The sequence below is a fragment of the Lysinibacillus sp. RC79 genome (assembly GCF_041262405.1).
In the GTDB taxonomy this organism is placed as follows: Bacteria; Bacillota; Bacilli; order Bacillales_A; family Planococcaceae; genus Lysinibacillus.
On record NZ_JBGCCD010000038.1, the window covers coordinates 28,454 to 55,263 of the forward strand.

The window sequence follows — 26,810 nt, forward strand, 5'->3', positions numbered from 1 at the left end:
TCGCCTATTTTACTTGATTAGATGAGACGTCATGACCTATTACATTAAAAAAACCATTTTGCTGTAGTGCTTTCAAAAAATACCCTGAACCAGCCCCTAAATCTAAAACTTTTAGAGTTTTAGGATTTACCTTATCACCGATTACCTCTTTTAAGAATTTTGCTTTAGGATAATATATTTTTTGAACTCTACCTTCCACCTCTGTATAGAATCCTCAGTATAGGTTTGAGAATATGAAGTAATTTCATCTACATACAGCTTGAGCGAAATCTACAGTATCTTCATATATACCATTTAAATGGAAACATTTGTCACACAGTTTGTATCCTATTCCTTGTTTAAGAAATCGATTTCTCCCATTAATGCATTCTCGCAATTCTTACATAGCTTTCGAAATAGGCTGTTGCTGTGCTACTTCTGATAATTTTCTTATTATATTTTAATAATTTATCCTTTTCTTGGATAAAATTCTGTTTAAATTCATTGATATCACTTAATGTTTTACCATATTTTTTTGCATCTTTATCAACCTTCTCTATTTATTTTTCCATAATAAATAGAATCTACCCATTTACCTTGTGTCCAATGAGTTTGCTTAAAATATCCTTCTTTTTCAAAATTCATTTTCTCAAAAAAAACTATCTTTTTTTCATCAATAGAGTAAATCTCTGCCCATAATCTATGGAGATTCAACTCTTGAAACCCATATTTCTCCATTACTTGTGCTGCATCGGTTGCATACGATTTATCAATATATAAATTATCTTTCCCAATGTAGATACTAAAGTCTGCATTTCGGTTTATCCAATCGATATAACATAATCCACATGCTCCAATTAATTTATTAGTAGTTAATTCTACAATTGCAAACATACGAGTATTTGGGTCATTCATTACATATTTGTCAAACCAACTCAATTGATTCTCATAATTTAATTCACGGAATTCACGAAAAAAAAGACGAAATTCCGGTTGGTTTCGCCATTGTAATAATTGAGATAAATCACTTTTTTCAATTGCGCGCAATCCGGTTACTTGCCCTTTTAGCATGTCAAATCACCTCTAAAAATAGGTTCTCCCGCTTTTTTATTCTGTCTAATAATTTTTCCAATGATTTCGCTAGCTTCATATGGATTAAAAATATTAGCTGGTGCTGGTCTCAAAAATTCTAAGTCAGCAACATCGATGGTCTCACCAGCTTTTTTATTGACACGTAAATAGATACCTCGACGTTGCACAACAGAAGTTTCTTGTTCATTTTTCTCAATAATTTTCATCCCATTACCTAAAGAATTTTCAAGTTCCCTCGACCTCTCCACCATTTCTTTCCAAGTGATAGGATTCATAGAAAATTGATGATCAGGACCAATTCTATTATTGTCATCTGTGAAATGCTTTTCTATTACGCGTGCTCCAAGTGTAATAGCACCAAGTACTGTTGCATGACCTGGTGTATGGTCAGACAAACCTAAAATCATATTTGGATATATAGTTTTATATGTGTTTAAAACATTTAGATTAATATATTTAAAATTTTCTAAGCTACCAGTATAATTTGTATTACACTGCATCAATACAATTTTATCATTATAAAATAGTACATTCTCTACAGCACGTATTACATCGTTAATTTCCGAAGCTCCCGTTGCAATAAGGATTGGTTTATTTTTCTTTGCTGTATGTTGGATAAAATCTGTCCAAGTAATGTCGCCTGATCCTATTTTATAAGCATTAACTAAGTAGTCAATTTCTTCAACAGCCTCTACGTCATATGGAGTCGTAAAAAATTCTATATCAGCAATTTCTGCTTCTTTTTTCAAAATTTCATTCCAACTTCTATTTAATTCATAATCTTTAAAAACTTCAAAAACACTTTTCCCCCATGAAGCTTGATGACTATTTTTCCCTAATTTTTTAAAACCATAATCACTAACGATTTTTTCAGCCTTAAAATGTTGAAACTTTACAGCATCGGCACCTGCTTCTTTGCATAACCAAATAAGTTCTTTTGCACGAGACAATTCACCATTATGATTTGATGCGATATCTGCAATGAAGTATGTTGGATTATTAATAGATATTTTATGTTTATTAATTTTTATCTCACTTTTATAATTCATTCATCACATCTCCTTATATCTATTCATTAAATTTCTAATAACTTGTTCAGCGCTAGGAACATACTCCTTACCAATTAAATGGGTTAACTTCTCTATACATAACCCTAATGAATCAGCTCTTTCCACTTCTTCGGAAAAACCCTTTAAGCTACCAGGTTTAACTAAATATTCTTTATTTAATTTACGAGCGATTTGAATAATAAATTCATATTTAGATATAACTTCACTTGATGCAATATTAATAGTACCTGTTACATTTTTTAATATTAGTTGTATCAAAATAACAGTAAAACTTTCTACATCAATACTTGAAGTATAAAAATCCGTAAAACCGATAATTTCTTTTTCCTCTGTTAGTGTTTCAATAACCCATTCAATAAAAGTAGGTTTCTCTTTTATTCCCTTAAACCCGACAATATTAGTCCTAATAACTAAACTATTACTATATTGTCTTGTTAATATTTCTCCAAAGTACTTAGTTTTAGCATATTCATTTACTAAAAATGTATCATCTTTTTCTTTATGCGGTAGATTTAAATCTCCTGTATAATAATGATCTGTAGAAATTTGAATATAATATGCACCTTTCCGTTGGCATACTTTACTTAGTAAGCCCGGTATTCGAGTATTTAATAAATAGGCTTGGTCTGGGTTTTGTTCACAATCAGCTAAATTAATCATCGCTGCAGTATTAATTACTATTTCGTAAGAATTAAAAGTAATAATATCAACTAATTTATCAAAATCTTTTACTATATCCATTGTAATATCACACTTACTTTGCGCAATTGTAGTAATATCCCAATTTATCTTCTGAAATTGTTGTACCATCTCTCGGCCTAGCATTCCGGTAGCACCAATTAGTAATACTTTCATACATTATTCACCTAACTTTTTTTGCACAATATGTTTATTTATTTTAACAAGTTCAGGATTATTTTTAAGTTCTTCTAAGATCATCGATAAATTAAAATTTTCATCAATTGGATATAATTTCGAGATTAATTTTGAGATTAAATCGAAGTCTTCTGAAGTATCTACCGTTAATCTTAATTGACTATCATCCGCATCACTTTGTATATATTGTTTTATATTAAATTGACTAGGATTTAAATATAAATAGGGTGTAACATGCTCTCTCTCATATTCCAAATTCGCATTTAAGTATGCATTCTCCAAACTCTTAATTGAAAATACTTCCGTATCCATACCTCTAGGAAAAGTTCTCACCTGTGTATTAGAAGCATAATCACATTGTCGATCTATATAATATTGGATAACATTATCGATAATTTTAGGGTCAATTAATGGACAGTCAGAAGTCATTCTCACGATTACATCTGCTTCATATTTCTTTGCAGCCTCATAATATCTAGCTAAAACATCCGATTCAGAACCAATATAATAAGAAACATCCAATTTATCACACAAGCGGATTATATCATCATTTCCATTAGGAGTAGTTGCTATAACTAGCTCATCAATCAAAGAACTCTTTCTCATTCTTTCAATTTGGTAGGCTAAAAGAGGTTTTCTATTAACCTCTTTTAAAACCTTTCCTGGCAATCTAGTTGAGCTCATTCTAGCTTGAACAATACCAACTATTTTCATTATTCATCCCACTTTTCATTTACATATATTCTACTAACTTTCTTAATTCGTCCACCGTTAACCACTCATTATTATTATTACTAATATATGAAAATGATTCGTCAAGTAGCTTTCCACCATCCGAATATTCTTTCGACCACCAAGAAAATTCTGGCTGAATCACATAATAATTATCGTACTCTAACGTATGGCGGGCATCATCCTCTGTAATCATTGCCTCATGTAGCTTCTCACCAGGTCGAATACCGACGATTTCAGTTTTACATTCAGGTCCAATTGCAGTTGCCAAATCTATTACCTTCATACTAGGAATTTTCGGTATAAAAATTTCTCCGCCATGCATACGCTCTAAATTATCAAGTACAAATTGCACACCTTGATCTAAGGTAATCCAAAAACGTGTCATACGCTCATCTGTAATCGGTAAAGTACCAGTTTCACGCATTTTTTTAAAAAATGGAACAACACTACCGCGACTACCTACCACATTGCCGTAACGTACAACAGAAAACTTCGTATGTTTTTCGCCTACATATGAATTTCCAGCTACAAATAGCTTATCTGAAGCAAGCTTAGTTGCACCATATAAATTTACAGGACTGCAAGCCTTATCCGTTGAAAGTGCGATGACTTTTTCAACACCACGATCAATAGCAGCTTCAATAATGTTTTGTGCACCGTTAATATTTGTCTTAACAGCTTCAAATGGATTATATTCACACGCCCCTACATGCTTTAACGCAGCGGCATGAATAACAATATCTACCCCATCAAATGCACGGTATAATCGCTCTTTGTCTCGTACATCGCCGATGAAGAAACGAACGCGTGAATCAGTAAATTCTTGAGCCATTTCATATTGCTTTAGCTCATCACGACTAAAAACAATTACTTTTTTCACACCTAATGTTAAAGCCTTACGGATGAATTTTTTTCCAAAAGAACCTGTACCACCTGTAACTAAAACGGTTTTATTTGCTATCGAATTACTTGTCATATTTGTCACCTTTTCTAATTAAATTCCTCAATTTATTATAAATTAGTTAGTAGCGATATCGTAAGGGGGAATACTTTCAAAATAAGGTTTTATTTCATATTCAAAAATATCAGCTACTCGTAAAAAATCTTGAATTTCAAGCCCTTTGTTAATTTCCTCCAGAAAATCATGTATTTTGTTAACATACAGAGGGTTTTCATAACTTAATGTAGACAGTTTTTCATTTACTTGAACTAGCCAATCAACACCCTCTGTAAATTGAGTAATTAGTTGTAATGCATCTAATGGGGTTTCGGATTTTGTACTTATAATTATACTTTCACATCCTTGAGGAATCTTTTCTAAATACTCATTATAGCTATTAATAATTTCTAAAATCATTTCATTCATTTATATTGTCTCCTCTATTAACAATTTGATTAAAGTATCAAGATGCTTTTTCGTATCTACTGTTTCTTCTAACATTTTTGCATATAACATTTTATTCTGTTCATAGATACGTTTATATATATCTTTTGTTGATTCGTTTTTTTGTGGTTTGAAATATTTTATTATATTTAAATTTATCACATTAAATGCCATGTGTAGCATGGTGTTTTCACTTAACTTTCTAATTTTTTCGTCATTTTCATCTAATTTAATTAGTATTTCTTTTGAAAATGATTTTGTTGATTTATTTGACTTTAATAAATTAAGAGATTTTTTCAACAGTTTGATTAACTCTATAAAACTTTTATCTTCTTTTTTTAATTCTAAGATCACTTTTTCTTTATTTTCAGATGCTATAAAGTTTACTTTTTCAACTTCCTTATTTTTTTTGATCGAAGTAGCATATTCTTGAGCAAATTCATTAAATGGCATATTTACAATTCCATCAATCATTGCTCCTCCTTCTGTACAATTAAAAATTAACCTTTCTTTACCTAAAGATTTATGAAGATTTTCAAAAGACTCTTTCATCGTCAAATATATATAATCACTTAAAACCTTTTCACCGTAATAACCGTCAACTTCAACAAAGTTATTCTTACTTTTCTTAATATCTTCCAATGTTTTCACGTTTTTATTGTAGTCAGCATGTGTCTTATTATCAGTAAAAGCTAAATCTTGACCAATAATCGCTATAGGCCCAGTAGTCATAAAAGTTGCTAAGGAATATGCATAGTTTGCTACAGAAGTTCCCCCTGGTACGTATACTACAGATTCATCTGTGAATTTTTGCATATGATGAATCATCTCTTGATCAACTGCAAAAAAATATCCGCTCGTTTCAAAAACATTACGTATTAAATAATGATTATACAATGCATAAATCAGCTTGCTCTTGCATCCTTTAATATCTTTAAAGTGATTGTAATTCGCTTCAGATCCGTCTACGGATACAATATAGTCAGGTTCTATATTGTTATTTAATAAAGTATTAACTGTTGAGCCTGCTGCTATAAGAATAATATTATTTCTAATTTGTTTTAACGTACTAATCTGCTTTGTTAAAGACGGTCCTCCAGAAGCGATAACAATTGGTTCAGTGTATTTAGAACTTAAGTGAATGACAGATTGATCTTTTAATATGTATTGTAAATTCAATAAATAATTTTGTGGCCATAGTTTATTAAAATGTTTATGGGTAGATTCTGCTACAAAATCCGAATTTAATTTTTTATTAATAGCACTCAGGACTTGGATATAAACTTTATTATCTATTTTGTCATAATTAGGAGATGTAATTATATTTACATTATCCACAACCGAAATCTGTTCTTCCAACGCTAACCGTATCTCATTTTCCGAACTAGCATTAATAACTGTTACATCGCATAATTCGCATGACACCTCGAGAAACGGTTCAATTACAATTATCTTTTCACCATGTATCGCCTTTTTATGCAATGCCTCTATAAAATGACCAGCTCCAAAACCATAAACGAGATTTAGCCTTTCTGCTTTAAAATGTTTTTCTGCAAATTCTCTTGCTTCTTTTGATGGATTATATTCACTATGTAAAAAATAATTATTAATTTTAATTATCTGCTCACCATTTTTTGCTGTCAAAAATTCTAAATCATGATTAACTCTCATATTATTCACCTCTTTTATTAATATCGACATTTCTATTAAAATATAAAGAAAAACCACTCTCATATTTCAGAGAGTGATTTTTTAAAATTAAACTTTGTCAAAATTATTGTAATAATTGAAGAACACCTTGTGGTTGTTGGTTCGCTTGAGCTAACATTGATTGTGCAGCTTGAGTAAGGATGTTGTTCTTAGTGAACGCCATCATTTCAGCAGCCATATCAGTATCGCGGATACGTGATTCAGCAGCTGTTAAGTTTTCTGAAGCAGCGCCTAAGTTGTTAATAGTATGTTCTAAACGGTTTTGAACAGCACCTAATGCAGAACGTTGTGTAGATACTTTCTTAATTGCATTGTCAATTAGTTTAATTGATGCACTTGCAGCATTACCTGTACCAATTGAAGCAGCATTCAATCCACCATCTAATGCTGAAACTGTCATAGTACCAATACCTAAGTTCATTGTTTGTCCTTGGTTAGCACCAATTTGGAATGTTAACGAACCATTTTTACCTGGAGTTGTACCACCTGTTGATGGTGTAACAGCTGCTCCTTTTAGGTCACCGTTTAACAATTTCTTTTCATTGAACTCAGTAGTATTAGCAATACGGTTAATTTCTTCTTTTAGTTGTTTAACTTCGTCTTGTAAGAACGTACGGTCAGTATTTTCGTTAGTATCGTTACGAGACTGTACTGCTAATTCACGCATACGTTGTAGGATAGCGTGTGTTTCGTTAAGAGCACCCTCAGCAGTTTGAATTAAAGAGATAGAATCTTGAGAGTTTTTAGTCGCCATATCAAGACCTTTGATTTGAGCGCGCATTTTCTCAGAGATAGCTAAACCAGCAGCGTCATCGCCAGCACGGTTAATTTTGTAACCTGAAGATAATTTCTCAAGGTTTTTTGCAGATTGTGTGTTGTTGAAGCCTAAGTTACGGTGTGTGTTTAAAGCTGAAATGTTGTGTTGAATTCTCATTTGGAATTCCTCCTTGAATGTTTGTATTGTAATTCCACGTCCGTGTGGAATTTCGGATTAGGTAGTTATGCACTTCCTGCCCCTTACAATCTATATATCGTAATTACTTGGAAATGTTTAATAGTTTTTTAAAATTTTTTTTATTTTTTATGTAATAAATTCTAAGTTTGCATTTTGGATAAAACAGATAGTAGATTTTACTTTTTCTTTAGTTGTTCCAAGAAATTTGATGATGCCGATAGAGCTTCTTTATTCTGTGCTTGAATGGCTTCAAAAACTTCTGAACGGTGCACTTTGACTGTTCTAGGTGCAACTATACCTAACTTAATTTGTTCACCTTCTACTGCTAATATTTTTATTTCGATATGGTCGCCAATCATAATAGATTCATCTTTCTTACGTGATAAGACTAGCATTACTTCGCACTTCCTTCCAATATTTGCATTGGATAGCGTAATGGAAAGGCTTTGTTATCTTGAAGAACAATTTGTTTACCACATTTTTTATCCATGTTAATAACTAATGGTGCAAGTAAATTAATAGTAGAGTCCTGTAGTGTTTCCTTCATTGTAACAACCGAGTACGTTAGAACATCTTCTTCATTTTCAATTTGAAGTTGTTCCAAATCCTCTTCACTTAAATCAAAGCTATAGTCTTTTTTGAAGGCGAATGGATAAGCAACTACAAATCCTATTTCAACTTGCTCAACTGATTGTAATAATACTAATGGATGTTCTTCAGAAATAGGTAATAATACGAATTTTTTATGATCTTCTAATCCAAGCAGCCCTTGTTCAAACGTAAGTATGTCTTTTTCAACGATTTCGACTTCACCTAAAAATTTTGTTGCTATTTTCATTCTTCTTGCACTCCTTTAAATGATGACATTGATGTCAACATCTGGTCTTTGTATCATTGTACCAGTTACTTTTCCTGGTGTGTATTCATGGATTGGTTTGTTCACTTTTGCGTCAATTATTGGCTCTCTTCGCTGAATATTGACATCTGTTGTACCTGGTGTGTATTCAATTTTCACAGATCCTACTGAAGGTACAAATTTAATATTAAACTGTACGCGATGCGGGCCATGATTTTGTTTCGCAATATTTTGAATTGTTGAACGCCCTTGTCCTTTACCTGCATTCTCCATTAATTGACGTCCTTCTCTTGCTCTACGTGCCATTCCCTTAAGTACCTCTTGTTTACCTTTTTCAGCGTAGTTTGCACTTGATTCTAAAGGGCCAATCATTCCTATATCTCGTCTTGCCTGTGAAGAGTCAATTTTTAAAACACCTCTAGTGGTGCGAATATCCAGAATCGCAGCTGGCTGTTCAATATGCTGAGTGGCTTTAGGTTGTTTAATATACTGTTGTGGCTTAGATATATTAAGATCTAATTTCGCATCTGTTGTATGAATTTGGATTTGTGGGAGTCTCATATATACCTCTCCTTTCAATAAAAGCGTCTGAACATATTGTTCAAACGCTCTGTTATTCATTATAAAGCTTGCTCCTGTCGCTTCGCTTTCGGGGCAGAACCTTAGTAGATTTTATCGGATAAAATCTACTAAGGTTTGCTGAATGATTTTTGCGCCTACGGAAAGAGCGGCTTGGTGAATGGATTCCTGTGTAACCATATCTGTAATCGTCTTCGCATAGTCTGTGTCTTCATTGGTAGATAGTTGTTTTGTTACATTGACTTCTTGAAGACTTAGTCGATTTCCCATCATCTCTACACGATTTTGACGAGCTCCGACATCTGCTCTTAAAGTCAATGTATTTTCATAAATACCATCTAAACCAGGAATTTTATTAACACCATTTGTGACTTCTAAACCGAGTGCACTGCCAATCTCCGGACCTGTTGCACCACTTTCTAAAAGTGTTGTTACGTGCGTCATAAACCCATCAATATCGTTAAATAAATCAGCACCCGGAGTATTAATATTCATTGAGATACCATCAAAAACGTTGATTTCAATCGGCTTTTGTCCTCCAGTAGTAATATCTGGATTTTGTGGCCCTGTTTTATCAATATAAAGTGGTTGGTTTGTATGCGTGCCTGAAAAGATATAGTTTTCGCCCACTTTTGTATTGGCGATATCACGCAATTGTTCCTTAATTTGTTGCATTTCTGCATTGATCTTTTGACGATCATCAGCAGTATTTGTATCGTTAGCAGCTTGTACAATAAGCTCCTTTACACGTTTTAATGCTCCGCCTACTTGATCAAGCGCTTCGTCCGTTGTATCTAGCCATGTATTTGCTTCACGTAGATTACGTTGGTATTGTTGGTTTTTATCAAGATCTATACGATAGCCCATTCCTTTTACCGCTACAACCGGATCGTCTGATGGTCTTGTAATTACTTTACCTGAGTCCAACATATCTTGATATTTAGACATTTTGCTATAGCTTGTATTTAAATTGCGTAGCATATTACTCGATAGCATTGATTGTGTAACGCGCATAATTTATCTCCTCTCAGTCATGTGGCTTATAGCCCTACTCTTCCCATACCATTGATGATTTTATCTAATGTTTCATCTACCACTGTAATCATACGTGCATTGGCATTGTATGCTTGCTGGAATGTAATCATATTAGTCATCTCTTCATCTAAGGAAACTGAATTCATTGAATCACGACGCTTTGAAATTTCCAAATGCATAGTTTCAGAGTTGAATGCACTACGCTCAGCTTCCTGTCCCTTAACCGCTAAGTCCCCTACTAATGATTTATAATAGTTTTGGAATGTACCTTTCTTTAAGTTATCTTGAGCCTGCGATTGTAGCTCAGCTAACTTACGCATGTTTCCGTTATTACCTTCCTCACCCGTCGTATCAGATACCGCTACCTGCTTCGCATCAGTAATTACTACCTTAAAATCACGTGCAGTTGTTCCAGCGAAAAAGTCAAGACCTGTACTATTATCTAAACCAAAACCTTTACGATGAATTTCATTAAATTTTGTTATAAATTCATTTGCTAGTTTATCTAAATTAGCAAGCATTTCTGGATAAGTACCTTCCCCGCCGCTATGTCCATACGCATCAATTAATGCACGTAATTTACCTTTACCAGGGTCCATTTGACTGTAATCAATTGCAATTCCATTCGCTGGATCTCCTGGTGGCTCACCAACAGCAGAAATTTTAATTTCCTTAAAGTTAGCATAGCTCCCTGTCGCTTGATCATCTACATCACCATCGATGCGCTGATCGTTTGTGTCCATCGTTGCAAGTTTAGCATATTCTCTACCATCAACTAATTTAATAGGAGTACCGTCCGCTGATACATATGTAATCGTCATTGAACCTTCAGCTACATCTTTTGCTAAACCACCTGATTTTTGCAATGAAACAGATACAGGAATATATTCATTTAACTGATCTACTAATACATCACGCGCATCATATAAATCATTTGGCACATAACCACTCGGCTCAACTTCTTGAATTTGCTTATTAAGAGCTGCAATTTGTTTAAGAATTGAGTTCACTTTATCCGTCGATACATTAATTTCATTCCCGATATTACCTTGGATAAGTTTTAGCTGTCTATCCATATAATTAAAGGACTCAGCAATTGCCTTTCCTTTAGAAATTAATACCTGACGTGCAGCAGTATCTTTTGGATTGTCAATAATATCCTCCATAGACTTCCAAAAATCTGTGAATGATTGGTTAATACCAAACTCTGAAGGCTCTGACATGACATCTTCCATCTGCGAAATCGATTTTGCTGCTGAATCCCAATAACCCAACTTATTCGTTTCTTGACGATATTGTCGATCGGTAAATTGATCGCGGATGCGTTGAATCGAGCTTGCTTCTACCCCTGTACCAAGATGCCCTGGATAGATAGGCTGATTTAAGCCTGCAGTTGGAAAACCAGGAGTCGCTTGCATATTTACTCGTTGGCGAGTGAAACCTAATGTATTTGCATTGGAAATATTATGTCCTGTTGTGTATAAAGCTGTTTGTTGTGTAAATAAACCGCGTTTACTTGCTTCTAAGCCCATAAATGTTGAGCGCATTTTTTTTCCTCCTTTTTATTTACGTTTATAATTCCAAGCAAAATTTCTTGCATGAGAGCAAGAAACTATGCTTGAGAATCAAAAAATGATTTTTTGGCAACTTTATTTGTTCCGCGTATCTCACTACCAGAGTAGTTCATTTGCTCAGTTCGAGGTCGTAAAGTATCCATTGTGAGATTGACAAATTGTAACGATTGGAACACTAATTTTTGATTTAAATCGTTTTGTTCTTTTAAGTCGTTGATGATTTGCAATAATCGATTGCGCACTGCTGAAAGCATATCTTTTTCAGTCTGTTGCTCAGCAGCTTCGATGACATCAGCGACAGTTGTTTTGTCAGTTGAAGCAAGTCCTTTTGCTTCAAGGTAGTCCGTTACCTGTTTCTGACGCTGTTGCTCGAGCTTATCGATGGCCGCTACATGCGCCTGCTCATCCTTGAGCATTTGGTCCAGTGCTCCGATATTCCCAACTGTAATGATTTCAGTTTTTTTAATGGCTAGTTCAAGTAAGCTTTTATGCATTCTTTCTAGCTTTGTTAATGTAGAACAGATCGCTTCTGTAGACATTTTGCTAAGCACCCTTTCTGATATTCCTTAGAAACGATAATATTTCAGCATATCTTCTGCAACTTTGCGAGCGTCCACTTTGTATTCACCAGAATTGATATCTTTTTTTAGTTGTTGTACGCGTTCTGCACGCTCTGTGCTGTATGTTGAAACTCCTTGCAACTCCTGTGCAGTTTTTGAAATTTCGATTTTATCTGCAAAAGATGCCTTGTTAGCGCCTGATTTTACATTGCGCACCTGATTTTTATAGGCGTTCACTGCATTAATCCCATAAGATGTAATTTTCATTTAATAACCCCCTATCTAAAAAGCTTATCTTCCTATTATTTCGGATTGTCTCACATAATGTTAAGTTTTCAAATATAAAAAAGTGTGCTAATTTTGTTTAAAATTAACACACTTTAAGCCTTTAACGTTTTCGTTCTGCGTGATATGTTACACGATCACGTTCTGCCACACTGTCACGGAACTCCTTTGCCGCTTCAAATGTACGTAGCTCCGACTTCAATTCATCCTGACATTTTGTACAAAGCTTACCTTGTGTCGTTAGATGACCACAGTTATCACATGGATAGCCAAGATTCGGGAACATCGCAGTTTGTAAGCGCCCCTTACGTACCCATTTATACAATAGATCCTCTTCAGCACCAGTTGCTTCAACAATACGTTCTACTGTCGCTGCACGGTTTTCACGTTTACGTAGAAAGCGATAAACGATTTGATATAAGTCCTCTTCAGATTGAGCACATTTATGACATACTTCTCTGACCCCTGTATAATTAAAAAACTCATTACATTTCGGACAATTACGAACCTCTGCCATCTATTCTTCCTCCTCTTACATATAACAGCGAAATACGAACCTTATATACTCGTAATCTATTATACACAATGCATTAGCATTTTCATCCATTAATTAGTGTGAAGCTTTTGACATTTTTGGCGCCTGCGTTGAATAAAACCTCAGTAGCATGCCTTAAAGTCGTTCCTGTAGTTTTTATATCGTCAAAAAGAAGATATTCTTTATGCTCTACATGTGCTCCAGCTATCAGACGGAAAAGGGAAGCTGCTTGGATGCGCTGCTCTCTATTTTTGGAGCTTTGCGTTGCTGTCGTCGTCTTTTCTAAAAGTTGTATAAAAGGAATATTAGCAGCTTTTAATAGCTCCTCCATATGTAAAAAGGTACGTTCCCTTTGCTTGAGGGGATGCATAGGAATCGGAATGATGGTTGCTTTTTCATGTTTAAATCGTGCATGTAGCTCCTGCCGAAATACTTTAGCAAGTGCGACATCCTGAAGAAATTTATATTGATGCAAAAAATCTTTCATAGCATCGTTATATTGGTAAAGTGCTGTTGCTGTTGAGGAATATTCAAATCGAGCCGAGCACCTATAACAGATCGTTGGTTGAAATTGTTTTGTTAAAAGTATTTTCCATGAAATTGCTGATTGCAAAGGCTGTGAGCATAATAAGCAAAGTGTTTCAATTTTATTCATTATGAAAATCCTTTCTTATTATAATAAAGAATTTTGGTACGCGCATCATCCATTTCAGTCGTAATACCATGATGAAAAAATACGACGTCTCCATCTGCAAAATTAGCATTTCGTCCAACTCGCCCAGCGATTTGTATTAGTGCACTGGAAGTGAAAATTGTTGATTCTGCCCCAATCACTGCGACCTGTACGTTTTTTATCGTAATTCCTCTTTCTAAAATGGTCGTTGTCAGTAAGCCTAGAACTTCTTCATAACGTAGTTTAAGCACCTTTTCTTTACGCTGAGGATCTTCAGCATGCACCGCCATAATGCTTCCATCTAATAACTGAAAAAGAGGCGTAGCTATTTTCATTAACTCTACTTTCGGGAAAAATAATAGAAAAGGCTCTTTGCGTGCAAGGCGCTCCTCTGTCCATTGCTTTAGCTTTCGTGGGATCTTTCCTCGTTTTAAGCTTTTTTCATAGCTCCATAGGGAATGAAATCGAGGGACAGGTAATGGACGGTTATGATAGCGCTTCGGGATAAATGAATAGCTTTTATTTTGATACTGAGTCAGTAATTTTTGCGAAGGAGTTGCTGTGACCAACATTATTGGTGCGTTTTCTGTTTTCGCCTTTTGCACAGCGCTTTGTAAAGTTTCGTCAAATGTATATGGAAATGCATCAGCTTCATCAACAATCATGACGTCAAACGCTCGTTCAAAACGATAAAGTTGATGAGTTGTAGCCAACACAAGCTGTGCAAAGCCCTCATGCTTTGGTGATCCACCATATAGTGCATGGATCATCGTTTGCGGGAAAACTGTTTGAAAGCGTGGATATAACTCTAGCACTACATCTGTACGTGGCGTAGCGATACATACCTGTAAGCCCTGCTCTAACGCATAGTGAACAGTCGGGAAAAGCAACTCTGTTTTTCCTGCCCCACATACGGCATGGATAAGATGAGAACGCTTTGCTTTAACACTTTCTAGCATTTCATTTGCTGCCTGTTGTTGAAGCACTGTAAATTCCCCTGCCCATTTGAGTGAGTGCTTTCTTGTTCTCATTGCGCGAGGGCCTGTCCAGATCATCAATTGCGTACAGCTACTCACTCTACCCATGTTCAGACAATGTCTACAATATATACATTGCTGCTGGCATTTTGAACAAGCAAACGTTGTAAATTGCTGAGGATTATCATTATGGCAACGATTGCATTTTAGATGTGGCTCTTTTCGAATCCCTTCTATTATATGAAAGTATTTGTGGTTGATTGATTTCTCGATATCTCCTTTTGAAAATGGGGCATGCTCCTTTAACCAAATACGTCCTTCATGAAAATCTCGTAATGCAGGTGGCAACAACCAACCTTTGTATTTCATTACTTTGCTCCTTTCGTGTGGGTTATTTTTATCAGCGATTGTTGTAAGTTAATCGGCGATTTCTAAACTTTTATCAGCGATTTTCATTGGTTTATCAGCGATTCTTTTACTTTTATCAGCGATATTCACGGGTCTATCAGCGATTGGGTACTTCTAGCGGCGATATCCACTGGTTTACCGGCGATACGGTATTCCTCAAAATTAAAAACAGCCTCTACAAATTTGCTGTAGAGACTGTCTCACTTAAGATTATTTTTTTGTCCAGCCTAGACCCATTGAGCCTTCACCTAAGTGTGTGCCAATGACAGGACCGAAATAGCTCAATTTAAAGTTAACGTTCGGGTAGGTTGCTGCTAGTTGTGCTAGCCATTCTTCGGCTTCAGCCTGGCAATTGCCGTGAATCACAACCGCGTCCAGTGCTTCATACTTTTGAACATCCTCAGCTAGTAGCTCCTCCGCACGCTTTAATGCTTTTTTACGCGTACGAATTTTTTCAAAAGGTACAATGACCTTGTCCACAAAATGAAGTACTGGCTTTACTTGTAATAAGCCGCCAATTAATGCAGCTGCTGAAGACAGACGCCCCCCACGTTGTAAGTGCCCTAAGTCGTCTACAATGAAGTAAGCACGAATTGTCTGCTGCATGTCCGCCAATGTAGCGAGAATTTCTTTTGCTGAAAAGCCCTGAGCCGCCATTTCAGCTGCTCGTAGAACGTAAAAACCCTGTACCGCACAGGATATTTCACTATCAAAAGCGTACATATCAATGCCTTCCACCATCTCGCCTGCTTGAATTGCACCTTGATATGTTCCACTGATTCCACTTGATAAATGAATAGATATTACCTCATCATACTCTTTTGCCAGTTCTTCAAAGAGAGCGGCAAATTCTCCAATTGGGGGCTGCGTTGTTTTTGGAAATTCTTTTGCCCCGCGTACTTTATCATAAAATTCAGATGCCGTGATATCTACTTCTTCTGCAAATAATTGCCCTGAGATATTTACACTTAACGGAATCATATGAATGTTTAAGCGAGCTCGTTCCTCAGCCGGAATATATGCAGTACTATCTGTTACGATTGCTGTCCTCATCCATGTCCACTCTCCTATTCTACATAGTTTACATTCAATTGCGCCTCGGCGCAATTGTTGTCCGGATTTTGAATTGTGCTCGCACAATTCATTCCTTTAAAAATCCGTAACATCCGCCGGAGGCTTTATCTTCATGCAGTAGGTATCTACTGCATGAGATAAAAAGAAATGAATGTGAAATGAATTACGACATTGCGTAATCTCGTCCGAATGTTGAATAGGAGTAGTACGCTTCACTCTTTCATCATTCTAGACATCTGCTAAATTGTTAAATTTAGCATCCATTTCACATTCATTTTCTATGTATAGTTCTCTAGCAAAACTAAATTCACCAGAGGTTGATCTTCATTCAATTAATCCCTCTTTTAGTAAATAAAGGCTCATCACCATAACGTGGGGTTGATTTCCGTTCCAGCTAGGCAAGTCCAATGCACTGTTGTTTTAGCCTTAGCTCGTTCTAGTGTCTTATCTTTGACGCTAATCCCAGAAAACGCCTAACCTCAACTCTTAGTGATGAGCCTGAATGAAGATATCCTCATTTTATTTGCCAGTGCTTGATTTTGTGTCATCTCCAGTATAGAAGACGCTAGTGACCTTCCAGTGTCCATCTTCTTTGACGAATACTGTAACTTGTTGCCCTGCACTTTCATGCTTCACATTCGTTGTAGTTTGTACTAAATGCAATGTTAAATTTGAATAGACCTGTGCTTCATTTTCGCTATATTTTATAATCGTAGTATCTTTAGCATCTCGTTTAACGTCTGACTGTTTAAATACATCTGTCAAGTATTTTTTTTCTTCTTCATAATTGAAACCTTTTGGATTCTTCGATAATGTTTGCATATAACGATCAATTTCTTTTGAATTGAAAGCTGCATTATATTCATTAAAGGCTGCTAATATCGCTTTTTCTTCTTCAGCAGGGATATTTTCTGCCTTTGTTATTTTTCCACCATTCATTTCATACCCGACGGTTCCATCATCAATGATTTTTTGTCTTTCTTCTGCACTCATTTCATCTTTTTTATTACCACAGGCAGTTAACATTAATGCAGTTAACATTAATAAGGTAAAAACTGCTAGAAAACTTTTCTTTAACATCAAAAAACCTCCCGCGCATATTGTAGCATATAAATCCCGTTGTAGGAATTTTGTTGTGCATTTTCAACATTTAGGTGTTACATCTTCCTTATGACGCCCATGCTTTTAAAATGTTGCACTATTTAAGTGCTCTCTATGTATAAATTATTTCACTTTATGAAGATTCGTCACACACTAGAATGGGAAGGTGTGAATAGGTATTACACTATAAGGGGGAGTCTCCTGAGGGATGACGCTACGATTCTGCCACAAATGCGGCGGTTTATTTTTACTAAAAAAACTGCTTTAAAAACTACTAAATAATATAGTAGCCTTTAAAAACAGCTTTAAATTCAATATATGCTATTAGCGTACTTCAACCCAGCCATTTTTGATGGCTGTAACAACAGCTTGTGTACGGTCGTTTACATTCATTTTTTGTAAAATGCTTGAAACGTGGTTTTTAACTGTTTTTTCAGAAATGAACAGTGTCTCACCAATTGTACGGTTAGATTGTCCATCTGTTAATAATTGTAATACTTCACATTCACGTTTTGTTAGTAAATGGAATGGGCGACGAATTTCTGTTTGATGGAAGTTACCTTTATTTTCATGCTCAGAAAGACGACGGAATTCCGCTACTAAATTTTTAGTTACTTTTGGATGTAGGTATGATCCACCATTCGCAACTACTTTAATCGCTTCAACAATTTCGTCAGCATCCATCTCTTTTAGCATATAGCCAAGTGATCCAGATTTTAGCGCGTGTGTTACATATGTTTCATCATCATGAATAGATAGCATAATCACCTTCGCATCTGGGAATTCACTAATCAACTCTGCTGTTGCCTCTACTCCATTTTTCCCTGGCATATTAATGTCCATTAGTACAACATCTGGTTGATTTTCAGCATATAAAGTAACCACATCTGTTCCATCATCACCTTCTGCTACTACATCAAACGTATCTTCAAAGTCTAAAATACGTTTTACTCCTTCGCGGAATAGCTGGTGATCGTCTACAATAATAATCTTCGTCATTTGTCTTTACCCCCTAAAATTCTCCAACAATCGTTTTACTATACTTCTAACGGAATTTTAAATAAAACCGTCGTACCTCGATTTATCTCACTTGTAATTGAGATTGTCCCATCCAAAATTTCGATCCGTTCTTTCATACCTAATATCCCAAAGGAATGGTCTTTAACTACCTGCGGATCGAAACCTATGCCATCGTCCTTTACAACGATATTTACGGCATTTTTCAACCACTCAAGTTTTACCCAAATATCCTTACATTTCCCGTGCTTCATGGCATTTGTTACACATTCTTGCACTAAGCGGAAAATAGATACTTCATAGTTTGATGGAATACGCTTTTCGGTGCTTCTCGATTGGAAATGAACTTCAACACCAGGATTATATTCAGTCACTGTCGATAAGTATTTTTTTAATGTCGGAACAATTCCCAAATCATCAAGTGCCATTGGTCTTAAATCATAGATAATACGTCGCACCTCTGATAATGCATTACGCACCGTTTTCTTTAAATCAGCAATTTCAGCCAAAGCATATTCAATGCCCTTTTCACGATACGTTCTGTCTATTAAATCAGTGCGCATGAGTACATTTGCCAGCATCTGAGCAGGTCCATCATGAATTTCCCTAGATAGACGTTTGCGCTCCTCTTCTTGTGCTGCAATAATACGTATACCAAAATCTTGTTTCATTTTTGCTTGTTCAAGTGCTAAACCAACATTTTTTAAATCTGAAGTTAAGTAATTCAAAACGACATTTACTTGATTGACAATATGATCTGCACGTTCAATCGTATCGAGTAATGCTCTTAATCTTCTCTCTAAATCATCTCTTTTATCACGTAGCTGCTTTTCTTGTGTTCTAATAACAGAGAGCTTCACTTGAAAATCATGAGCGGTTTCATATGCTTCTCTAACTTGTTCTTCGGTATAATTATCAAAAGCTTTACTCACTAACACAAGTCTTTGCTTAGCAAGCTGTGTACTTTTTTCTAAACCATCGCCTTCATCAATAACAATTGAAACTTGTTTTCGAACAATTTCTAGCTCTATTTTCATATCTTCGAAGCTTCTTCGGCTTTGTTCACTTATAATAAAGATATCATCTTTTGAGCTCATGATTGTTTCTAACATTCGATTAAATATGTCATCAAGCGACTTTAAATCGAAGGTATCATTTGAAAACATAGTATACTCCCCAGTCTAATGTCTTATGATTACTTACTATTTCAATAGACCAATTACATAGTCTACACCTATTATAGCATCACCATGTTAAAATTTAATGCTTTTTCTTTATGAAAATTATAGAATAGAACTCTACTTTAAAGGAGATTGATACTGATGAGAGAAAACTATTTAACTGTAAAAGGATATGGAGAAAGCGAAATTGTTATTTCAAAATCTCGCTTCCTTACTTATATAGAACGTATAGAAACGGAAGAGGATGCAATTTCTTTTATTGAACGCATAAAAAAAATGCATCATAATGCGACTCATAATTGTTCAGCTTATATTATTGGAGAGCATGATCATATTCAAAAAGCAAATGATGACGGGGAACCGAGTGGCACAGCTGGCGTCCCTATGTTAGAGGTTCTAAAAAAACAAGGGTTAAAGGATACAGTCGTTGTCGTCACACGCTACTTTGGTGGCATTAAGCTTGGCGGTGGAGGTCTTATTCGTGCGTACGGAAAAGCGACAACAGAAGGTTTACTTGCTGCCCAAGTAGTCGAACGCAAGCTTCATCATTTGATGAAAATTGCCATTGATTATACATGGCTTGGCAAAGTAGAAAATGAAATTCGAGGTTCTTCATATACATTAGAAGAAATTCGCTACTTGGAAGGCGTTGAAATCATTGTCTCTGTGTTAAAAGAGGAAGAAGAACAGTTCCGAAACTGGGTAACGGAAATGACAAACGGACAAGCAAACATTACTTTTGAGAATGCTCAATTTATCGAATTTGTTGTGAAATAAATAGTTTTAATTGTCGAAAACTAAATATCCATAGTATAATTTTAATATTGAGCTATTTTATCATTTACACATATTTTAAAAGTACTTGAATAAAGTTTAGTTTAATCGCATTATTATTCCCAAAATTCAGAGGAGAATATATCAAATATGAAAAATAGAACTAAAAATAAAAGCAAAAAGAGGTCTTCTAAAGCTTCACTAATTATAAAAGTTGCCCTTCTTTTAGTTGCTAGTTTACTAATTTGCGCGACTGCTTATGGTGTTTATATTGCGAAGCAAGCAAAGCATGCAGCAGACTCAGCACATGAAGAATTAAAAGGTCGAGACATTTCTTCACTTCGTGCTGAAAAAGTAGAACCAGTACGCGATAATGTTTCAATCCTATTTGTCGGTGTTGATGATAGTGAAGATCGCGGGCAAGGCTCTGAAAACTCACGTTCTGACGCATTAATCCTAGCAACATTAAACAATAAAACAAAAACGATTAAAATGCTAAGTATCCCTCGAGATTCTTATGTTTATATTCCTTCTGTAAATCGGAAGGATAAAATTACTCATGCACATGCCTTTGGTGGAACAATTTCAACAATTGATACTGTAGAACAACTATTAGATGTGCCGATTGACTATTATGTGCGTATGAACTTTAATGCGTTTATTGACGTAGTTGATGCATTAGGTGGAATCGAAGCTGAAGTGCCGTATAAGTTACACGAAAAAGACGAATTTGACCGCAATTCCATCAACTTAAAGCCTGGTTTACAGCATTTAAACGGAAGTCAGGCACTTGCACTTGCAAGAACACGTAAACAAGACAATGATATTGAACGCGGCAAGCGACAACAAGAGATTTTAACGGCGATCATGAATAAAGTTTCTTCTGTAAACTCCATTACAAAATACGATGATGTCATTAGAGCACTTGGTGATAACATGAAGACAAATATGACATTTAGTGAAATGAAGTCATTCTTATCTTATTTAACACAAGGGATGCCACGTATTGATTCTTTAACATTAGATGGTACAGATGATATGTCTACTGGTGTTTACTACTATAAATTAAATCAAGAATCAGTTGATGAAATATCTGAAACGCTGAAAAACCATCTTGACTACAATAAAGCATCTAGTAACTTAACGAATAAAAATACTGATAAAGCTAACGCTGTTGGCGATGATGCAACAGAAAACAATAGCGCTCAGTAACTATAAAAGCCTTTCCACTTTTAAATAAATTTGTGGAAAGGCTTTTTGTATGGCATGATTTTGTGATGTTTCCTTAGCGAGGAGATCATAGGCTGAGGGCACAAATAGACCTGAACTTTTCTCCATGCTACTCGAGCAGTTCTAGGGTCTACCTGAGCGGATTTTCTCTTTACCCGAGCAGTTCTGAGGTCCACCTGAGCAGTTTTCCGGTCTACCCGAGCACCTTTTCCACCTTGCCCGAGCGATTCTCCACTCTACCCGAGTTTTTTCCGCGTAGACCCGAACTTCTTTCTTTCATGTTACCTGAACACGTCCACTGCTCTCTAGATTTCCAAAGTAAATTACATGGAGCGAGACACAAAAAAAGCAATCATTCAAAAAAATGGATGATTGCTTAAATGTTTTATTTATTAAATATCCGCACAAAATTCAATAGTGGTTTATAGTTTTTACCCGCAAGTCCGATGACTTCAACCAAAATTTCAATTGCAGTTAAAATGACGGCAACGAGTAAAATCGCACCCCATACTTTTGCCATTGAGAAAATGATGGCTGCTAAACCAAACATGACGGCAATCCCATAAATAATGAGTACTGTTTGACGATGTGTGAAGCCCATATCCAGTAAACGGTGATGCAAGTGTGATTTATCTGGATCAGACCATTTTTGCTTCATGCGAACACGACGAACAATCGCAAAAAATGTATCAGAAATTGGCACACCTAGTATAATAACTGGGATAATTAATGTTACGACCGTTACATTTTTAAATCCAAGCAATGCGAGCACTGATATCATAAAGCCAAGGAATAATGCTCCTGTATCTCCCATGAAGATTTTCGCTGGGTGGAAATTGTAAAATAAAAATCCAAATGTCGCTGCTGCTAAAATGGCTGCGATTGCTAAAACGAACATATTGCTCATAATAAATGCCATGACGGCTAAAGTAATAAGGGCAATCGTTGAAACACCTGCCGCTAGACCATCTAAGCCATCGATTAAATTAATAGCATTTGTAATACCTACAATCCAAAGAATTGTTAAAGGGATACTTAGTAATCCAAAATTTAGTTCACCTATAAATGGTAAATTAACCATGTCGATTTGAATGCCACCTACAAAAATAACGATAAGTGCTGCAATAAGCTGGCCAATTAATTTTGCTTTTGCGGAAATTTCACGCATATCGTCTATGACACCTGTTGCTACGATAATACAAGCTCCAATTATAATTGCCAGTAAAAAATCGCTACCATTTTCATTGTATATCAAAATCGGCTGGAATATAGCCACAGCTATTAAAAACGCAAGGAAAATCGCCAATCCGCCAAGTCTTGGCATAATTCGTGCATGTACTTTTCGATAGTTTGGTGCATCGACTGCACCTATTCTGAATGCTAATCGTTTAACTAGTGGAGTTAACAATATTGAAGCAACAAATGCTGCTATTAAAGACACGTAGAGCATGTCTCTCCTCCTCAAAAAAATAATCTACATTTAAATTCTAATTGATTATAGCACGAACAGACGCCGAAATATACTTTTTCTATTTATTTTCCACCATTTCACAAATATTATTCCTCTTTTTCAAATTGGAAGAATGCTGCATGTCAAATGTAGTCATCATTCGTAAAATTTGATAAAATAATGTAGTGTCTAGCATTTAGACAACTTAAAAGGAGCGTAAATTTCATGTTCTCAATTTTTAAACGCAACGATGAGCAAACTAGTGCTCGTCAATTGAAACGCTACTATAAAATAGTAGATCAGATTAATAGTCTCGAGGAAAAATATGTCAATAAGTCAGATGAAGAATTAAAAGAAATGACTTTTATTTTCAAGGATCGTTTAGAACAAGGTGAACCAATTATATCTATCATCCCAGACGCATTTGCTGTTGTACGCGAAGCCTCAAAACGTGTATTAGGTATGCGTCATTTTGATGTACAGCTTATCGGTGGTCTTGTTTTAACTGAAGGCAATATTGCAGAGATGCCTACAGGTGAAGGTAAAACGCTTGTCGCTTCCCTTCCTTCCTATGTACGCGCATTAGAAGGTAAAGGTGTTCACGTCATTACAGTTAATGACTACCTAGCTAAGCGAGACTACGAGCTTGTCGGTCAAATCCATCGTTTCCTTGGCTTAACAGTTGGTTTAAATATACCGATGATGGAGCCGGATGCAAAAAAAGAAGCCTACAACGCAGATATTACATATGGTGTAGGTACTGAGTTCGGATTTGACTACTTACGCGACAACATGGCTCATAGCTTAGCTGATAAAGTACAGCGTCCTTATCACTTCGCCATTATTGATGAAGTCGATAGTGTCCTTATTGATGAGGCAAAAACACCGCTTATTATCGCTGGGAAAATGCCTGCGAATGATGAGCTACATCGCATTGCCTCTATGCTAGCTAAACGTTTTAAAGAAGAAGAAGATTACGATTTTGATGATGAAACAAAAGCTACTTCTTTAACAGATGTAGGCATTGAAAAGGTTGAGGCTGCCTTCAATGTTGATAATCTATATGATCTTGAACACCAAACACTTTACCATTACGTTATCCAAGCAGTTCGTGCACATGTGATGTTCAAGCGCGACGTTGATTACATCGTAAAAGAAGACAAAATCGAGCTTGTTGATATGTTCACAGGTCGTGTTTTAGAAGGTCGTTCGCTATCTGATGGCTTACATCAAGCGATTGAAGCAAAAGAAGGCGTAACGATTACTGAAGAAAATAAAGCACAGGCACAGATCACAATTCAGAACTATTTCCGTATGTATCCGAGGCTTTCTGGGATGACAGGTACGGCGAAAACACAGGAAAAAGAAATTCGCGAAGTGTACGGCATGGAAGTTATTCAAATTCCAACAAACCGCCCACGTCAACGTGTCGATCAGCCTGATCTTATTTTCAACAAACAGGAAGATAAATATAAGTATGTAGCAGCTGAAGCTAAACGTCGTCATGAAAAGGGACAACCTGTCTTAATTGGGACAACGTCAATACTACAATCTGAAACAGTTGCCGACCACTTAAAGAAAGAAGGCTTAAAATTCCAATTGCTGAACGCTAAAACAGTTGAGCAAGAGGTTGAGCTAATTTCACAAGCTGGTCAGAAAGGTCGTATTACTGTAGCAACAAATATGGCTGGCCGCGGTACAGATATTGTGCTTGATGAAGCAGTTCACGAGCTTGGAGGCTTATATGTCCTCGGTACCGAAAAGCACGAAAGCCGCCGTGTAGATAATCAGCTGCGTGGTCGTTCAGGTCGCCAAGGTGACATAGGTGAAAGCTGCTTCATTCTCTCTATTGAAGATGATATGTTCCGCCGTTATGCAAAAGAAGAGGTTGAAAAATTCTCAGAAAAAATGGTTGTCGATGAAAAAGGCATTATCCAAACTAAAGAAGTTCAAGAACTTATTAACCGTACACAACGTATTGTTGAAGGTTCTCAATACGGTATGCGTGAATATAACCTAAAATTAGATGATGTTATCAATGACCAACGTACAGTTATTTACGGTCTACGTGATAAAATTTTAACTGGTGAAGATTTAATGGGTGAGCTGAAAAAAATGCTAAGTGAAACAGTTGATTTTGCTGTTCGCGAAGCTGCTCCAGATGAACTTCCTTCAGTGGAATGGGATTACGACCAAATGGAGAGCTCGCTCAATTCACTATTCATTACTCCTGTCACAATTGACCGTGAAGTGGGCAAAGTAAAACAAATTTTAGCTGATATTCAGCCTGCTGAACAAGAGTTGCTTGATCGCATGGAAAAGTTCTCTAGTAATGATGAAGTAATGAAAATTATTCCACAAGTAATGCTAAGCTATCTAGACAGTGGCTGGGTAAAACATTTAGAAAACATGGCACACTTAAAAGAAGGAATCGGATTACGTCATTACCAACAAGAAGACCCGATGCGAATTTACCAACGTGAAGGACTCGAATTATTCGGAAAGAATTTCCAAGAATTACGTCGTTCGATCATTATAGAAATTACTGGCTTCATGAAAATGATTGAAGCACAATTGGAGGTACAATAATGGGCTTATTCTCATTCTTTAAAAAATCAGACAAAGTTGTTCAAGAAAACACAATTGACTCTAAAGACTTATTAGGAAGTGCTACTACGGAGAATAGCGATAATCGCGATGTCGTGACTAAGCTATCATTCCATCCAGATTGGGATGTTCCACAGGAGCAAAAGTACATTTTTAATTTCCTTGCTAATGAGCTAGAACCATTGAAGCCAAATCAATTATCACTTTCTTCTATTAGTATTGAAGAAGATCTGCGTTCTAAAAAATGGCAAGTGCGTGCATTTTTCCGCTCATCATTACCTCAAGCCATTGAGCTAGGTGAAATTGAGCTGTTCATTATGGATAAAAATGACGAGCTTGTAGCATCTAAAAAATTCGACTTTGCAGCACTTGGTACAATTCCAGCAGAAAGTGCTCGTCCATGGGTATTTGACTTTGAAAAATCAACAATAAAAGTCGATGAAGTACCAGAAGATGGCTGGAAAATTGCATTCAACCTTGTTTCCCTTCGTGGTCACCAATTAGAATTAGACCCATCATGGGAAAAACAACTGCCTGCAGCACAAAAAGAAGAGCTTGCGAAAATCGTAAAAACTTTACCTAAGTTAGGCGAAACAGAAGTAAACTTCACTGGCCTACAAGCGAAACTTGCTGATAACGGTAATTTTAATGTGTCAATCTTCATTCGTAACGGACATAATAAAGCTATTAACCTAGAACAATTACCACTAGAAATTATTGATGCAACAGGCAAACAAATTGCTAAAGGCTCATTTAAAATGGATCCAATATTAACTGTACAACCAAACTCAACAAAGCCATGGACATTTATCTTCCCTGCAGAGCTTGTTGACGCAAAAGATGCCGATCTTTCTCGTTGGACAGCACGTGTAACACAATAAAGTGTTTAAAAACCCTTCTTTTTATAGAAAGAAGGGTTTTTTCATTTGTTCATTTTCTTATGGAGCGATGGTCAACCTTTTATCAGCGATATTCGGTGTTTTATCAGCGATTCTGGGACTTTTATCAGCGATGTTCTTTGGTTTATCAGCGATTCTAACACTTTTATCAGCGATGTTCGTTGTTTTATCAGCGATTCTAACACTTTTATCAG

Annotated in this window: 28 protein-coding genes; 4 read left to right on the plus strand and 24 right to left on the minus strand. The window is 35.8% G+C overall.

Going from position 1 to position 26,810, the window contains the following annotated elements:
* Nucleotides 1–4: 4 nt before the first annotated feature.
* The 23 genes from ABH968_RS24145 to ABH968_RS24255 form a co-directional block, all read right to left on the minus strand.
* Nucleotides 5–199, minus strand: a complete 195-nt coding sequence (locus ABH968_RS24145) for a methyltransferase domain-containing protein (RefSeq protein WP_370048114.1) — start codon at nt 197–199, stop codon at nt 5–7.
* Between the two features lie 326 nt (nt 200–525).
* On the minus strand, nt 526–1,050 hold the full coding sequence (locus ABH968_RS24150) for a GNAT family N-acetyltransferase (RefSeq protein ID WP_370048115.1): 525 nt from the start codon (nt 1,048–1,050) through the stop codon (nt 526–528).
* Nucleotides 1,044–2,120 carry an N-acetylneuraminate synthase family protein gene (locus ABH968_RS24155; RefSeq protein ID WP_370048117.1) on the minus strand — a complete coding sequence of 359 codons (1,077 nt, stop codon included), beginning with the start codon at nt 2,118–2,120 and terminating at the stop codon, nt 1,044–1,046. The genes ABH968_RS24150 and ABH968_RS24155 overlap by 7 nt, the downstream gene beginning before the upstream one ends.
* A 3-nt stretch (nt 2,121–2,123) precedes the next feature.
* Entirely contained in the window at nt 2,124–2,996 is an 873-nt protein-coding gene (locus ABH968_RS24160) for an SDR family oxidoreductase (RefSeq protein WP_370048119.1), read from the minus strand.
* 3 nt (nt 2,997–2,999) lie between these two features.
* Nucleotides 3,000–3,731, minus strand: coding sequence for a cytidylyltransferase domain-containing protein (locus tag ABH968_RS24165; RefSeq protein WP_370048120.1), 732 nt, complete (start codon nt 3,729–3,731; stop codon nt 3,000–3,002).
* A gap of 19 nt (nt 3,732–3,750) precedes the next feature.
* On the minus strand, nt 3,751–4,728 hold the full coding sequence (pseB, locus tag ABH968_RS24170; protein WP_370048122.1) for a UDP-N-acetylglucosamine 4,6-dehydratase (inverting): 978 nt from the start codon (nt 4,726–4,728) through the stop codon (nt 3,751–3,753).
* A 42-nt stretch (nt 4,729–4,770) separates the two neighbouring features.
* Nucleotides 4,771–5,118 (minus strand): DUF8042 domain-containing protein, encoded by a 348-nt coding sequence (locus ABH968_RS24175; RefSeq protein ID WP_370048123.1) that lies wholly within the window; start codon nt 5,116–5,118, stop codon nt 4,771–4,773.
* Nucleotides 5,119–6,807: a motility associated factor glycosyltransferase family protein gene (locus tag ABH968_RS24180; protein WP_370048124.1), complete on the minus strand. Its 1,689-nt coding sequence runs from the start codon at nt 6,805–6,807 to the stop codon at nt 5,119–5,121.
* A 103-nt stretch (nt 6,808–6,910) separates the two neighbouring features.
* Nucleotides 6,911–7,780: a flagellin Hag gene (gene hag, locus ABH968_RS24185; RefSeq protein ID WP_370048126.1), complete on the minus strand. Its 870-nt coding sequence runs from the start codon at nt 7,778–7,780 to the stop codon at nt 6,911–6,913.
* A 197-nt stretch (nt 7,781–7,977) separates the two neighbouring features.
* Complete coding sequence (gene csrA, locus ABH968_RS24190) at nt 7,978–8,196, minus strand: carbon storage regulator CsrA (RefSeq protein WP_370048128.1); 219 nt, start codon at nt 8,194–8,196, stop codon at nt 7,978–7,980.
* Complete coding sequence (fliW, locus tag ABH968_RS24195; protein WP_370048129.1) at nt 8,196–8,639, minus strand: flagellar assembly protein FliW; 444 nt, start codon at nt 8,637–8,639, stop codon at nt 8,196–8,198. The genes csrA and fliW overlap by 1 nt, the downstream gene beginning before the upstream one ends.
* A gap of 15 nt (nt 8,640–8,654) precedes the next feature.
* Nucleotides 8,655–9,218 carry a DUF6470 family protein gene (locus ABH968_RS24200; protein ID WP_370048131.1) on the minus strand — a complete coding sequence of 188 codons (564 nt, stop codon included), beginning with the start codon at nt 9,216–9,218 and terminating at the stop codon, nt 8,655–8,657.
* Between the two features lie 111 nt (nt 9,219–9,329).
* The gene (gene flgL / locus ABH968_RS24205; RefSeq protein ID WP_370048132.1) at nt 9,330–10,250 is read right to left on the minus strand and encodes a flagellar hook-associated protein FlgL; all 921 of its coding nucleotides are present in this window, start codon (nt 10,248–10,250) and stop codon (nt 9,330–9,332) included.
* Nucleotides 10,251–10,276: 26 nt separating this feature from the next.
* Nucleotides 10,277–11,818 carry a flagellar hook-associated protein FlgK gene (flgK, locus tag ABH968_RS24210; protein WP_370048133.1) on the minus strand — a complete coding sequence of 514 codons (1,542 nt, stop codon included), beginning with the start codon at nt 11,816–11,818 and terminating at the stop codon, nt 10,277–10,279.
* Nucleotides 11,819–11,883: 65 nt separating this feature from the next.
* Complete coding sequence (locus ABH968_RS24215; RefSeq protein ID WP_370048135.1) at nt 11,884–12,384, minus strand: flagellar protein FlgN; 501 nt, start codon at nt 12,382–12,384, stop codon at nt 11,884–11,886.
* A gap of 27 nt (nt 12,385–12,411) precedes the next feature.
* A complete protein-coding gene (flgM, locus tag ABH968_RS24220) occupies nt 12,412–12,672 on the minus strand; it encodes a flagellar biosynthesis anti-sigma factor FlgM (protein WP_370048136.1) in 261 nt (86 codons plus the stop codon).
* A gap of 121 nt (nt 12,673–12,793) precedes the next feature.
* The gene (locus tag ABH968_RS24225; RefSeq protein WP_370048138.1) at nt 12,794–13,207 is read right to left on the minus strand and encodes a TIGR03826 family flagellar region protein; all 414 of its coding nucleotides are present in this window, start codon (nt 13,205–13,207) and stop codon (nt 12,794–12,796) included.
* A gap of 82 nt (nt 13,208–13,289) precedes the next feature.
* Complete coding sequence (locus ABH968_RS24230; RefSeq protein ID WP_370048139.1) at nt 13,290–13,880, minus strand: ComF family protein; 591 nt, start codon at nt 13,878–13,880, stop codon at nt 13,290–13,292.
* Nucleotides 13,880–15,244: an ATP-dependent helicase ComFA gene (locus ABH968_RS24235; RefSeq protein WP_370048141.1), complete on the minus strand. Its 1,365-nt coding sequence runs from the start codon at nt 15,242–15,244 to the stop codon at nt 13,880–13,882. The genes ABH968_RS24230 and ABH968_RS24235 overlap by 1 nt, the downstream gene beginning before the upstream one ends.
* A gap of 249 nt (nt 15,245–15,493) precedes the next feature.
* Complete coding sequence (locus ABH968_RS24240) at nt 15,494–16,336, minus strand: DegV family protein (protein WP_370048143.1); 843 nt, start codon at nt 16,334–16,336, stop codon at nt 15,494–15,496.
* 540 nt (nt 16,337–16,876) lie between these two features.
* A complete protein-coding gene (locus ABH968_RS24245) occupies nt 16,877–17,437 on the minus strand; it encodes a Cif family virulence factor (protein WP_370048145.1) in 561 nt (186 codons plus the stop codon).
* Nucleotides 17,438–17,782: 345 nt separating this feature from the next.
* A complete protein-coding gene (locus ABH968_RS24250) occupies nt 17,783–18,457 on the minus strand; it encodes a response regulator transcription factor (protein ID WP_053596394.1) in 675 nt (224 codons plus the stop codon).
* 38 nt (nt 18,458–18,495) lie between these two features.
* Entirely contained in the window at nt 18,496–19,641 is a 1,146-nt protein-coding gene (locus ABH968_RS24255) for a sensor histidine kinase (protein WP_370048146.1), read from the minus strand.
* A 156-nt stretch (nt 19,642–19,797) separates the two neighbouring features.
* Between ABH968_RS24255 and ABH968_RS24260 the strand changes: the two genes are divergently transcribed.
* Both ABH968_RS24260 and ABH968_RS24265 read left to right on the plus strand, forming a co-directional pair.
* Nucleotides 19,798–20,433 (plus strand): YigZ family protein, encoded by a 636-nt coding sequence (locus tag ABH968_RS24260; protein WP_370048148.1) that lies wholly within the window; start codon nt 19,798–19,800, stop codon nt 20,431–20,433.
* A 147-nt stretch (nt 20,434–20,580) separates the two neighbouring features.
* A complete protein-coding gene (locus ABH968_RS24265) occupies nt 20,581–21,642 on the plus strand; it encodes an LCP family protein (protein ID WP_370048150.1) in 1,062 nt (353 codons plus the stop codon).
* 403 nt (nt 21,643–22,045) lie between these two features.
* Here ABH968_RS24265 and ABH968_RS24270 read toward each other — a convergent pair whose 3' ends face one another.
* Nucleotides 22,046–23,110: a glycosyltransferase family 4 protein gene (locus tag ABH968_RS24270; RefSeq protein WP_370048151.1), complete on the minus strand. Its 1,065-nt coding sequence runs from the start codon at nt 23,108–23,110 to the stop codon at nt 22,046–22,048.
* Nucleotides 23,111–23,335: 225 nt separating this feature from the next.
* On the opposite strand from ABH968_RS24270, the gene secA2 reads away from it, so the two are divergent.
* A complete protein-coding gene (gene secA2, locus ABH968_RS24275; RefSeq protein ID WP_370048153.1) occupies nt 23,336–25,699 on the plus strand; it encodes an accessory Sec system translocase SecA2 in 2,364 nt (787 codons plus the stop codon).
* Nucleotides 25,699–26,598 carry an accessory Sec system S-layer assembly protein gene (locus ABH968_RS24280; RefSeq protein ID WP_370048155.1) on the plus strand — a complete coding sequence of 300 codons (900 nt, stop codon included), beginning with the start codon at nt 25,699–25,701 and terminating at the stop codon, nt 26,596–26,598. Before secA2 ends, ABH968_RS24280 begins: the two co-directional genes overlap by 1 nt.
* Nucleotides 26,599–26,810: the final 212 nt, after the last annotated feature.